12 protein-coding genes and 2 pseudogenes are annotated in these 11,928 nt (G+C 66.4%); 7 read left to right on the forward strand and 7 right to left on the reverse strand.

Annotated features, from left to right (window positions below):
• The 5 genes and pseudogenes from ACLQI9_RS30750 to eccE all read left to right on the forward strand — a co-directional run.
• A pseudogene (locus tag ACLQI9_RS30750) lies at positions 1–137 on the forward strand (WXG100 family type VII secretion target); the annotation flags it as partial.
• A 21-nt stretch (positions 138–158) separates the two neighbouring features.
• On the forward strand, positions 159–1,040 hold the full coding sequence (locus ACLQI9_RS30755) for an ESX secretion-associated protein EspG (protein WP_442376106.1): 882 nt from the start codon (positions 159–161) through the stop codon (positions 1,038–1,040).
• A gap of 72 nt (positions 1,041–1,112) precedes the next feature.
• On the forward strand, positions 1,113–2,546 hold the full coding sequence (eccD, locus tag ACLQI9_RS30760) for a type VII secretion integral membrane protein EccD (RefSeq protein WP_442376105.1): 1,434 nt from the start codon (positions 1,113–1,115) through the stop codon (positions 2,544–2,546).
• Positions 2,543–3,937 (forward strand): type VII secretion-associated serine protease mycosin, encoded by a 1,395-nt coding sequence (mycP, locus tag ACLQI9_RS30765; protein ID WP_442376104.1) that lies wholly within the window; start codon positions 2,543–2,545, stop codon positions 3,935–3,937. The genes eccD and mycP overlap by 4 nt, the downstream gene beginning before the upstream one ends.
• Positions 3,934–5,007: a type VII secretion protein EccE gene (gene eccE / locus ACLQI9_RS30770; RefSeq protein WP_442376103.1), complete on the forward strand. Its 1,074-nt coding sequence runs from the start codon at positions 3,934–3,936 to the stop codon at positions 5,005–5,007. Before mycP ends, eccE begins: the two co-directional genes overlap by 4 nt.
• Here the strand turns inward: eccE and ACLQI9_RS30775 are convergent.
• Positions 4,916–5,815: an amidohydrolase family protein gene (locus tag ACLQI9_RS30775; RefSeq protein ID WP_442376102.1), complete on the reverse strand. Its 900-nt coding sequence runs from the start codon at positions 5,813–5,815 to the stop codon at positions 4,916–4,918. The two genes, eccE and ACLQI9_RS30775, sit on opposite strands and share 92 nt — an antisense overlap.
• Before the next feature lie 86 nt (positions 5,816–5,901).
• Here ACLQI9_RS30775 and ACLQI9_RS30780 point away from each other — a divergent pair, with 86 nt between their 5' ends.
• Positions 5,902–6,669, forward strand: coding sequence for a trans-aconitate 2-methyltransferase (locus ACLQI9_RS30780; protein ID WP_442376101.1), 768 nt, complete (start codon positions 5,902–5,904; stop codon positions 6,667–6,669).
• Positions 6,670–6,673: 4 nt separating this feature from the next.
• Here the strand turns inward: ACLQI9_RS30780 and stf0 are convergent, their stop codons facing one another.
• From stf0 to bluB, 4 genes are all read right to left on the reverse strand, one after another.
• Positions 6,674–7,477 (reverse strand): trehalose 2-sulfotransferase, encoded by an 804-nt coding sequence (stf0, locus tag ACLQI9_RS30785; protein WP_442376100.1) that lies wholly within the window; start codon positions 7,475–7,477, stop codon positions 6,674–6,676.
• 64 nt (positions 7,478–7,541) lie between these two features.
• Positions 7,542–8,939 carry a sulfatase family protein gene (locus tag ACLQI9_RS30790; protein ID WP_442376109.1) on the reverse strand — a complete coding sequence of 466 codons (1,398 nt, stop codon included), beginning with the start codon at positions 8,937–8,939 and terminating at the stop codon, positions 7,542–7,544.
• A gap of 102 nt (positions 8,940–9,041) precedes the next feature.
• Entirely contained in the window at positions 9,042–9,881 is an 840-nt protein-coding gene (locus ACLQI9_RS30795) for a hypothetical protein (RefSeq protein WP_442376099.1), read from the reverse strand.
• Positions 9,882–9,993: 112 nt separating this feature from the next.
• Entirely contained in the window at positions 9,994–10,686 is a 693-nt protein-coding gene (gene bluB / locus ACLQI9_RS30800; protein WP_442392704.1) for a 5,6-dimethylbenzimidazole synthase, read from the reverse strand.
• Between the two features lie 102 nt (positions 10,687–10,788).
• Here bluB and ACLQI9_RS30805 point away from each other — a divergent pair, with 102 nt between their 5' ends.
• The gene (locus ACLQI9_RS30805; protein WP_442392708.1) at positions 10,789–11,196 is read left to right on the forward strand and encodes a hypothetical protein; all 408 of its coding nucleotides are present in this window, start codon (positions 10,789–10,791) and stop codon (positions 11,194–11,196) included.
• Here the strand turns inward: ACLQI9_RS30805 and ACLQI9_RS30810 are convergent.
• Both ACLQI9_RS30810 and ACLQI9_RS30815 read right to left on the reverse strand, forming a co-directional pair.
• Positions 11,119–11,601: a hypothetical protein gene (locus tag ACLQI9_RS30810; RefSeq protein WP_442392706.1), complete on the reverse strand. Its 483-nt coding sequence runs from the start codon at positions 11,599–11,601 to the stop codon at positions 11,119–11,121. The genes ACLQI9_RS30805 and ACLQI9_RS30810 overlap by 78 nt on opposite strands.
• 34 nt (positions 11,602–11,635) lie before the next feature.
• Positions 11,636–11,928 (reverse strand): annotated as a pseudogene (locus ACLQI9_RS30815) (hypothetical protein); the annotation flags it as partial.

Here is an 11,928-nt window from a genome sequence, read left to right on the forward strand (position 1 = left end):
AGGCTTGGCAGGCCCAGTGGAACCAGGCCATGGAGCAGTTGGTGTTGGCCTACCGTGCGATGGCCGGCACCCATGAAAACAACACCACCTCGATGCTGGCCCGCGACGCGGCCGAAGGCGCCAAATGGGGCGGCTAGCTCGATCGAAGGCAAGGTTGGATGGCTGCCGCGCCTAACGCCGTCGAGCTCACCGTCGACCAGGCATGGTTTATCGCCGAAACCGTTGGGGCGGGGACGTTCCCGTGGGTCTTGGCGATTACCACGCCCTACACCGACGCCGGTGAGCGCGGCGCGTTCATCGATCGTCAGGCCGCCGAGCTGACTCGGCTGGGGATGATGTCCGCCAGCGGTGATGTCAACCCGGCGGTGGCCGACTGGATCCGGCAGGTGTGCTTCCCGGACCGCTGGCTGGATCTGCGTTACGTGGGATCCGGCCAGACCTCCGGTGCCGACGAGCTGCTGCGCGGGATCATCGCGCGGCGCGGCGGTCAAACCCAAAAAACCATTGTTGCGCTGCGTAACGCGCAGCTGGTGACGTTCACGGCGATGGACATCCACGATGCGCGGGCGCTGGTGCCGGTGCTGGGTGTCGGATTGGCGCAGCGTCCGCCGGCGCGCTTCGATGAATTCAACCTGCCCGCGCGGGTGGGCGCGCGGGCCGACGAGCGGCTGCGCAACGGTGGCTCGCTCGCCGAAGTCCTTGACTACCTGGGCATCCCGCAGTCAACACGTCCGGTGGTGGAGTCGGTGTTCAGCGGGCCACGCAGCTACGTTGAGATCGTCGCGGGCTGCCGCCACGACGGACAGCACGCCAGCACCGAGGTTGGCATGAGCATCGTCGACACCGCCGCGGGCAGAGTGCTGGTCACCCCGTCACGCGCCTTCGACGGCGAATGGATTTCGACATTTCGGCCCGGAACCCTGTTTGCGATCGCCCTCGCCGTCGAGCAGCTCACCGCGCAGTTGCCGGATGCCGAGTGGTTCCCGGGTAATCGACTGTCTCGAGATTTCAGTATGCAGTCCAACCAACCGGCCGTCTGAGCCTTCCAAGAACAACCACTGTTCACCAAGAGAAAGAGAACGAATGTCCCCCCAAAGCCTGAGGAGCCGGTGATGTCCAGCGCTGTGATGCCCATCGTGCGGGTCGCCATCCTCTCTGACAGTCGGCTGACCGAGATGGCGCTGCCCGCGGAGCTGCCGCTGCGCCAAATCCTGCCGGCGGTGGAACGTTTGGTGGTCCCCGCGGTCGGAGACGGCGAGGCGGATGGGGCCGACGACGGCGGCGCCGCTACCGGTTCGGTCACCCCCGCTCGGCTCAGCCTTGCCCCGATCGGCGGAGCGCCGTTCAGCCTCGACGCCAGTCTGGACACCGTCGGCGTCGTTGATGGTGATCTGCTGGCCTTGCAACCGGTCCCCGCCGGGACGGCCGCGCCGGGCATCGTCGAGGACATCGCCGACGCGGCGGTGATCTTCTCGGCATCCCGATTGAAGCCCTGGGGCATCGCCCACATTCAGCGCGGCGCGTTGGCCGCGGTCGTTGGATTGGTCTGGGCGGCAACGGGCCTGGCCGCTACCCAGCGAGTGCTCACCGGCGCGCCGGCCGGGCTGTTCGCCGTCGGGGTGATCGCGGTGCTCGCTGCGCTGGCCGGCTTGGCATGCCGTTCACCTCGTGCCGGCGCGGTCCTCTCGGTCGCTGCGCTAGTGCCCATCGCCGCGGCGTTGACTTTGGTCGTACCGGGAAGCTTTGGCGCCGCGCAAGTGACGCTGGCCGCCGCCGGGGTAACCGCATGGTCGGTGATCAACCTCGTCCTTCCTCGCCGCGAAGGTGGAAGCGCGATAGCGGTTTTCACTGCTACGGCGGTGCTCGGCGTGGGTGCGCTGTTGGCTGCAGGCGCGGCGTCGCTCTGGCAGCTGCCGCTGGTGACCCTCGGCTCCCTGCTGATCGTGGTCGCACTGCTGGTCACTGTCGAGGCCGCTCAACTATCCGCGCTGTGGGCGCGATTCCCGCTGCCGGTCATCCCCGCCCCCGGGGATCCCACCCCGTCAGCACCGTCGTTGCGGGTACTGCAGGACCTGCCGCGACGGGTACGGATCAGCGACGCGCACCAAATCGGTTTCATCGCGGGGGCTGTGTTACTCAGCGCGATCGGGTCGGTCGCGATCGCATTGCGTCCGGAAACATTGGCCGCCTGGGGCTGGTACGTGGTAGCCGCGACCTCTGCGGCGGCGGCGTTGCGGGCCCGGGTATGGGACTCGGCCGCATGCAAGGCCTGGCTGCTGGCTCAGCCCTACTTGGTGAGCGTGGCCTTGGTGGTGTTCTACACCGCGACCGCCCGTTACCTGGCTGCGCTCATCGCTGTAATAGTGCTTGCGGCATTGGTGTTGGCGTGGGTGGTTGTCGCGCTGAACCCGCCGATTGCTTCCCCGGACAGCTACTCGCTGCCGGTGCGCCGATTGCTGGGTTTCGTCGCGTCGGGAATCGACGCCTCACTGATCCCGGTTATCGCGTACCTGGTCGGACTGTTCAGCTTGGTGCTCAATCGATGATCTCTGCCCGCGCCCTGCGGCGATGCGGTTGCTTCGCAGCAGTTTTGGCTGCTGTGTTGTGGACCTGTCCACCGGCTCTGGCGATCAGTCAGCCCAAGGTCGACCCCGGTGCTGCTCCGCCGAAGGGTGCCCCGGGTCCGGTGCAGCCGATGCAGAAGAGCGGCGATTGCACGAGCTCCGGTGTCATCCCCGGCAGCGATCCCGGGGTGGCGACGGCCGACCAGCGGATGATGGATCCGTCTGCGGCGTGGCGGTTTTCCCACGGCGAAGGGCAGCTGGTGGCGGTACTGGACACCGGGGTGCGGCCGGGGCCGCGGCTGCCCGGTGTGCAGCCGGGTGGCGACTATGTGGAATCGACCGACGGCCTCACCGACTGTGACGGGCACGGCACGCTGGTAGCCGGGCTGATCGCCGGCCAGCCCGGCGGCGACGGTTTCGCCGGAATCGCGCCTGCGGCCCGGCTGGTGTCTTTGCGCGTGACGTCCGCGAGGTTCTCGCCGCGGACTCCGGGCGGCGATCCGACGCTGGCACGTGCGGCCGTCGACGTGGCCGCGCTGAGCCGGGCGATCGTCCATGCGGCCGACCTCGGCGCCCGGGTGATCGACGTCTCCGCGATCACCTGCCTGCCTGCCGATCGCAACGTCGACCAGGCCCAACTCGGTGCGGCGATCCGATACGCGGCGGTGGACAAGGACGCGGTTATTGTGGCTGCTGCCGGCGACAGTGGTTCCGCCGGTTGGGGTTCCGGCGCAGCATCGTGTGAATCGAACCCGCTGACCGACTTGGGACGTCCCGAAGATCCGCGCAACTGGGCTGCTGTGACGTCGGTGTCGGTGCCGTCATGGTGGCAGCCCTACGTGCTGTCGGTGGCCTCGCTGACGCCCGACGCCCAGCCGTCGAAATTCACGATGGCCGGCCCGTGGGTGGGTATCGCGGCGCCCGGCGAGAACATCGCTTCGGTGAGTAACCGCGACGACGGCGGACTCGCCAACGGGCTGCCCAACCAACGCCAGCAGTTGGTCCCGCTCAACGGCACCGATTACGCGGCCGGCTACGTATCCGGTGCCGCGGCGCTGGTTCGCAGCAAGTACCCGGAACTCAACGCGACCCAGGTGATACAGCGCATCACCGCAACGGCGCACAACGGTGCCCGTGCGCCGTCCAACGTCGTCGGCGCCGGCACCCTGGATCCCGTTGCGGCCCTTACCTGGCAGCTGCCAGCCAGCACCAATCCCGGTGCGCCGGTGAAACAGCTTGCGCCGCCGCCGGAACCGGCACCGAAGAGCCCCACGCCGCGGATCGTCGCGTTTGCCGGCACCGCTGCCCTGACTTTGGCCGTCGTGGCCGCCGCCGCGATCGCCGCGCGTCGACGAAAGGAGCCCACGCCGTGAGCCCGCATCAATCCCTGACGCCGCCCACTGGACGAATCACGTTGGTGGCATTGGCTGTCGTGGCCGCTGCCATGGACTTCCCGTGGCAGTCGACGCGCGAGCGTTGGGTGCTCGGAATCGCGGTCATCGTGGTAATCACGCTGCTGGTCCGGTGGCGCGGACTGCCGGTGACGACGATTCTGGGCCGTCGGTTGGCGATGCGGCGTCACACCCGCGGTGCGCGCCTGGCTGACGAATCCGGCACCGACGCGCGGACTACCGCGTTGCTGCGTGTCACACCGCCGGAGTCGAGTCCCGATGTGCTGCCGTTGCCACTGATCGCCGGCTACGCCGACCGCTACGGCCTGCACGCGGACGCCATCCGCGTTACCAGTCGCGACTCAACGTCCGATACCGTTGTGCGCGAACGGGAGACCTGGATTGGACTGACATTTTCGGCCGCCGACAATCTCGCAGCGCTGCAGGCCCGATCGCCGCAAATTCCGCTGCACAAGACCGCCGAGGTCGCAGCGCGCCGACTCGCCGATCACCTCCGTGAGAGCGGGTGGACGGCTACCATCGCCGAACCCGACGATGTTCCAGGGCTCTGCGCTCGGTCGGCCCACGAAACCTGGCACGGTGTCCAACACGGGAGCGCGGATTATGTTGCGGCGTACCAGGTTAAGGCCGACACCGCGTTGGCGAACACTCTCGCGGCGATCTGGTCATACCCGGTCCGCGAAGCGTGGACGGCGTTGGAGCTCACCGGTGCAGGCGACGAACAGACGCTGGCCGTCGCCTGTGCATTCCATACCGATGCCCGTCCCGCTGCGGGCGGACCATTGCCCGGGCTGATTTCGCAGGCCGGTAATCAACGGCCGGCGCTGACGGCGTTGCACCCATTGTCGACTCAACAGCTTGACGGTCATGTCGATCTACCCGAAGCCCTGCTACTGGCGCGGCTGCGCTGGCCCAGCGCCATCGCACAGCAGCCGGTGGCTAGCGGACGGCGCCGGCCGGATAGAACAGGTCGGCAGCGTTCTGATAGAACACCTTCCGCAGCCACTCATCATCGGCACCGGGCAGATTAGTGATTGACCGCATTGCTTCGACGTAGCCGTACGGGATGTTGGGGAAGTCGCTACCGAACAGGATGCGATCGCCGACCTGCTGCAGTCGGGGTAGCTGAGACGACGTGAACGGCATCACTTTGTCGACGAACGGGGTGAAAGCCATTGTGGTGTCTAGCCGGACGTCGGCTGAACTCTCGCAGATGTCGAGAAACTCGACATACTCCGGCATTCCCAGGTGTGCGACGATCAGCCGCAGCCGCGGATAGCGGCGCAGCAGACGACGTATCGGCTCGGGCCCGGTGTGATCGCCCGGTACCGGCCCAGAGCCGCAGTGAATGACCACCGGTACCCGGGCGTCCTCGATGACTCCCCAAACATGGTCGAGGAGTGGGTCGTTCGGCTCGTACCGACCTACCTGGAGATGTGCTTTGAAGACTTGGGCGCCGTCGCGGATCGCCGCCTCAACGTAGTCTCCGGCATCTGGCTCGGGATAAAACGTGGCAGTGGCAAGGCAATCCGGCGTCGACCTGGCGAACTGGGCCGCCCATTGGTTCAGCCACGCCGCCATCTGCGGCTTGTGTGGATAGACCAGTGCGGTGAAATTGCGCACGCCGAACCGCCGGAGCAGCTGTACTCGTCGGGATTCCGCCGCCCGATAGCTGATCGGCCATTCGCGACCCACCAGTGGGCCGGCGGAATCGAAGTAGTGCCACACCTTGTCCAGGACCGATTTCGGCATGAAGTGGGTGTGCACGTCGATCACGCCGGGCAGGTCCAGTGCAGACCAGATCCGCCGGATTTGCGCGACCTCGTCCTCGTCGGTCATCGGCCATCCTCGACTCGTCCGGCAAGCTGCGGGTAATACGGTTTGTCTATCAGGCGCTGCGCGGAGTGTTGATCAGGAGGACCAATATGTGGGAACCAGACGTCTACCTGGCCTTCGCCGATCAGCGCGCCCGGCCGTTCTACGACCTGCTGTCTCGGGTGGGTGCGCAGCAGCCACGCCGGGTGGTCGACCTGGGCTGCGGCCCGGGCAACCTGACCCTCCAGCTGGCTCGGCGCTGGCCGGACGCGGTGGTCGAGGCGCTGGACAGTTCGCCGGAGATGGTCGCCGCCGCCCGCGAGCGCAGCGTGGATGCCGCCGTGGGAGATCTGAGAACCTGGACGCCGCAGCCCGATACCGACGTAATACTCAGCAATGCCGCCCTGCATTGGGTGCCCGAACACGGCGAGCTGATCGTCCGATGGGCCGGCCAGCTGGCCGCGGGAGCGTGGATCGCTGTTCAGACGCCCGGCAACTTCGAGACCCCATCGCATTCTGCGGTGCGCGCGGTGGCCCGTCGCGAGCCATACGCAAAGATCCTGCGTGACACCCCGTTTCGGGTGGGGACCGTCGTCGACACGCCGGCGCACTATGCCGAGCTATTGATCGACGCCGGCTGCACCGTCGACGCCTGGGAAACCACCTACGTCCACCAGCTGACCGGCGAGCATCCAGTCCTGGACTGGATCAGCGGCACCGCGCTGTTGCCGGTGCGTGAACGGCTCAACGAGCAGGAGTACGAACAGTTTCGCGAGGAGCTCATCCCACTGTTCGCTGAGGCCTATCCGCCCCGGCATGACGGCACGACGTTCTTCCCGTTCCGGCGAGTGTTCATCGTCGCCCGGGTAGGCGGCTAACTGGCTACTGCGGTAGTCCCAATCGCTGCGCATCGTCGCGGTAGCGATCGACCCATTCGTCGGAGCGCTGATTGGCCTGACGTTCCAACACCGGCTCCGGAGCCAACCGTGGATCTTGGCCGACGGCCCCCAAAATCGTGGCGACGATCGAGGTCAGATTGCGCCACAGCACCGGATAGGCCACATCAATTGGGTCGATCTGCTCTTCGGCGAACCAGTTACGCCAGCCCTCCTCCTGATCCCGCAGACCCCTGACGATATGGGCGATGGCACCGGCGTGGTAGGTGGCCCGTGAATCGCACTCAGGATCTGGGCGGCCCCGCCACACCCGAGTCTGTACCGCGCGCCAGAACGACACCGCCTGCGAAACCACATCTGGCCGGTATACGTGCACGTAGACGGGTTCGCTTCCAATTACGTCCCGAATCGCTGCCCGCAGACTGTCTCCGGACCGATCGGGTAATCCCGCCGCCCGTTGCTGCAGCAGCGGCGCCTGGTTCCACATCAACTTGCCGCCCCAGATGCCGTTGGGTGTCCGGCCGGAGCTGCGGATGTGCTCGCGCCAGGCAGCGGATGACGCGGTATCCGGTGTGCCCGGCTCCAGCGGATCGAGAAGCCGCAGGATCGTCTCGTCCTCGACTCCGGCGAACCACTGTCGCGGCTGGGGCGCCATGCCGGTAGTCGGTAGGTACTGGAAGAACTCCTGCGGCTCGCCGGCGCTGCCCGTCGCGCGTAGCGATTCGACCAGCAGCGTGCTGCCGCAGCGCTGCGAGGCGAGTACGAGATAGGCCGTCGGATGCGCGGGCATCTGGTGAGCCTAGCTGCACTTCGTGGTGTGGTGTCCACGCGTATTACGTTCACGCTGAACGCAACTATTGCTCGACGCGCTGAACCCCGTCTTCGATTCCGCGGTCGACGGCGATCGCCGATCGACTGGTCGGCGTCATTTCGTGGATCTGCAAATACGTCTCGGTATAGCGAGCCGCGATGCGGCTACCGGCGAAGTCGGATGGTATGACGTCGCCGGTCTGCTGACGCCAATCATGCAGCTGCACAGCGAGATCAGCGGCGATCGCGTCGGCTCCGTCGAGTCCGTCGTCGAGAAGCAAGTTGTTGGTCTCGGTGGGATCCGCACGGAGATCGTAGAGTTCGCGTTCCGGGCGTGGGGCGGTGACCAACGGCGCGACAGCCTGGCCGGATGGGCTTTCCTCGATATCCCACGGCAGATCCAGCAACGGCCGGCGTGCGTAATTCTCGATGTAGCTGAAGTCTTTCGTCCTGATCGCGCGGATCGGATCAAACGAGTCGTGATAGGTCTTGGTGGTGTACACGTGATCGCGCACCGCCGTAGTGCTGTCCGGCGCAAGCAGCGCCTGCGCGTGCGAGATGCCCTCGATGTCACTCGGCTCGACTATGCCGAGGAGGCCGAGCAGCGTCGGGACCAAATCCACGCCGCTGAACAGATCGTCGTAAACCTTTGGGGCGATTGGCATTCTGGTAGGCGGGCGGATGATCATCGCGATACCGGTTCCGGCCTCGTAGAGCGTGGATTTCGCGCGCGGGAAGGCCGGACCATGGTCGGTGACGAAGACCACCCACGTGCTGGCGTCAAGCCCGGTGGCGGCAAGCGTGTCCAAGATCTGGCCGACTGCCGCGTCGGCGGTCGCGATGGCTCCGTAGAAGTCGGCCAGATCTTGGCGCACCGCAACGGTATCGGGCAGATAGTCGGGCGGATCGACAGCAGCGGCGTCGGCCGGTTGGTAGCGCTCCCGTGGATAGGGTCGGTGCGTCTCGAAAAAGCCGGCCGTCAACAGGAACGGCCGGCTGGGGTCATGGTCTCGCAGCCATTGCTGAGCCCGTTCGACCACGTATTCGCAGTAAGAGTTCGACACGTCGAACTCGTCGAAACCCAGTCTCGACGGGTAGGAGGTCTCGTGCTGCATACCGAAAAGAGCTGAGTACCAGCCATATTCGGACAGGATTTGGGGCAGCGTGCGAACCCCCGAGCGGTATTCCCAACCATGGTGGGCCAGGCCGACCAGGCCGTTGCTCTGCGGGTAGCGGCCGGTGAACAGTGATCCGCGCGACGGCGAGCACAACGGCGCCGTGGCATGTGCTCTGGTGAACAAGATGCCATCGCCGGCCAGCTGATCGAGTCGCGGACTCGAAACGTCGGTATGACCGTAGACACCGAGATACCGGCCCAGATCGTGCCAGTGCACGAGTAGCACATTGTCGCGCCGCTGACCGGTCGCCTCCTGGTCGACGATTACCGTCACCTCCTCAGCTTGCCGGGTCCCGTCGACGTTATCGGCAGCGGTGTTTCGGTGGTTACGGCGGGGGCGTGTCGCCCGGACTTAGACGCCTGCGACTCACCAGTGCTGCGGGGGATAGCCGCCCGGACCGGGCGGGCCTTGCTGTGGCGGTGGCGGCTGGCCATACGGCCATGGCCCACCGCCTGGGAATCCGCCGGGTGCAGGGCCGCCGAGCAACCTCGGCGACAGGCCCAGGGTCATCCGGAATGCGGGGATGAACATGAGGCCACCAACAGCGGCGATGACAAATCCCGCGATCAGGTCATAGGTGAGTCGGTCGGTAGCGCCGTAGCGAGCTTCGCAGCCGATCGCCAGCATCAGCATCACGATGCCACCGCCGAGGATCAGAAGTTGCCCCATCTGCTGTTTGAGGAAGAGCATTACGGCGCCGCCGGTAGCCGCGAGGCCGGCCCCGATGATGAGGAACAGGCAGATCACCAGGGTCGCTGGAATGCTGGGCACGGTATGTCTGATGTGCTCCCGGCAAAGCGTGGAGAACTCACCGCCGAACCGGTTACACACGTCCGAAGCGCGGCTGACCGCACTGCTCATGTTGATCCACAGCGTCAGCGTGAGGATCGCGCCAAGCAGCCCGAGCAACCCGACGACGGCAAAGGTGATCCAGCTGATGGCCTGCTGGGAAGTTGGGGCAATAGCGGGCGCACCGTAGCCGGCCCACGCGGGCTGCTGACCGTAACCGGCCGGCGGGTAGCCAGGTCCGGGGGGAGGCGGCGCGCCGTAGTCAGGGTAGGGCGGTTGCTGGCCGTGGTCGGAAGCAGCCGGCTGGCGGTAGCCTCCGGGGGCCGACTGGTCGCCGTAGCCAGGCTCGATGTGCTCGCGAGGATCGTCTGACGAACTGCCCCATTGCGGAGGAAAGCCTGGCGGAGGAGGTTGCACCCCGGCATCCTAACCGCCGCGGGCCACCGCGATTGCCAGGCTATGCGCCGGGCAGAACAAGTCAACGCGGAGTCCCAGCGTCCCGGTCGGGTCGGGGATCACCACCCCTGCCCTATTGGCTGTCCGGAGTTTTGCTCACAGGCTGAGCTTGCTGCGGCTCTTTGCCCCAGCCGTTCTCCGAAACGAATTCGGGCAGCGGCCTGCCGAACGCCCAGCCATCCAATTCCAGCGAGGGTCGATCCGGAAATTCGGGTACCGGGCCAAGACACAATATTGCCACCGGCTCGGCATCTTCGGGCATGGACAACAACGCCGCCAGTCTGAGCGGATCGAACAGCGACACCCATCCCATGCCCAGGCCTTCGGATCGCGCTGCCAGCCAAAGGTTTTGGATCGCGCATGACACCGACGCGAGATCCATCTGCGGCATCGTTCGGCGGCCGAAGACATAGCTGTCTCTGCCGTCGCACAGCGCCACCACCAGCAGTTCAGCGCAATCGAGGACGCCTTCGACCTTCAGCGCCAGAAACTCCTGTTCTCGTCGGCCCAGTGCGTGAGCGGTCAGCAGACGTTCCTCGTCGACCAATGCGTGGATGCGTCGTCGTAGCGACTCGTCGGTGATCCGGATGAACCGCCACGGCTGCATAAGACCCACATTGGGTGCGGCATGCGCCGCCTGTAGCACCCGCGCCATGACTTCCTCCCGCACGGTGCTGCCAGGCACGAACCGGCGCATGTCTCGTCGCTCGTAAATGACGCGATACACCGCCTGCCGCTCCTGCGGACTAAACGCGTGATCGCCCACATAGCCATCGTAGGAACCATCGTGTGCGGAGCGGCGAACGGAGCCCGACGTGTCTGCCAGACTGGCTTCGAGCGCTGCCGTTTGTCAGAACCGGCGAAAAGGATCGGTCCCATGAAAATTCCGGAATCACTCGACGAATTGCCCACCAATGGCACTCGTGGACGCGTGTATGGCGAGCCCTATCGGACGGCGGACGGCGGCACGGTGATCACCGTTGCCAAGGTCCGCGCCGGCACGGCAACGCCGGTCGGTGTGTTCGTCGTCCACGGCGGCACGGCGCGCTGGGTGCCGGCGATCGACGCGAATCGGATCGCGCTGATCGCGGTGATCACCGGCCTGATATCGGCGGTGCTCGCCAGTCTGGCTGTGCTGCGTCGCCCGCCGTGGCCGGACTTGTCGGCGACGTCGTCGGCCTGGTTGCGCCGCCGACCGTCACGGCCGGTAGGTGACGCCGACCGCGCGGAAAACGTATTCCGGCGGCATGTCGAAGCTCAGCGATCGGCGCGGTAACCCAGCGAGGACGTCGCCGGGAACGGCGACTTTGTAGTGCAGTGACAGGTGGCCCGTGAACGATTCGTTCACCCTGCTGACGTCGATATCAATCTGCAGGCCCGTCGAGGCGATCTGCGCCGTCGCCGCGCCGGATTGCGGTGCGTCCCAACGCACGTCGACCGTGGGGCCGGCCAGTTTCGGCAGCGACGACAGGGTTGCCAGCACTCGTTGCGAGGTGAGTGCCACCGACCCGACGTAGCTGGCGACGCTGTGCGCCGAACGCAGACCCGGGATGGCGCCGCTGAACCGCCGGGTGACTGCGACGTAGTCGGCGAGGTAGATGAGCCCCTCGGCCTCGACCTCAGCGCGCACGTCGGCGGGCAGCTTGCCGATGCCGAAAAGCCTTCGGACGAAGACCCCCATCAGCCCAGTATGACCACGGCCTCGATAGTGGCTGCTACAGGCCGCGGCGGCCCTCAGCGCCGTCGTTTTCGTCGTCGTCGGGTTTCTGATCGGGTGCGAGAATTCGCCGCGCCGCGACGGGCTTGCCCGCCACGCGCTTCACCACCTCCGGTGCAGTCGACGGACTGGCGATGCGCCCCTGCACCGGGGCGCCGTTCTTTACCGAGGGCGGCACAACGCGTTTGGTGTCGGTCTTGCCGTCGCCCCCCGCGCCGCCGGCGCCGGCCATCGCACCGGGAGGCATCATCGGCATGCCGGCCATTCCACCTCTTGGCCCCCCTCCCGAAT

It is taken from the genome of Mycobacterium sp., from assembly GCF_052143115.1.
In the GTDB taxonomy this organism is placed as follows: domain Bacteria; phylum Actinomycetota; class Actinomycetes; order Mycobacteriales; family Mycobacteriaceae; genus Mycobacterium.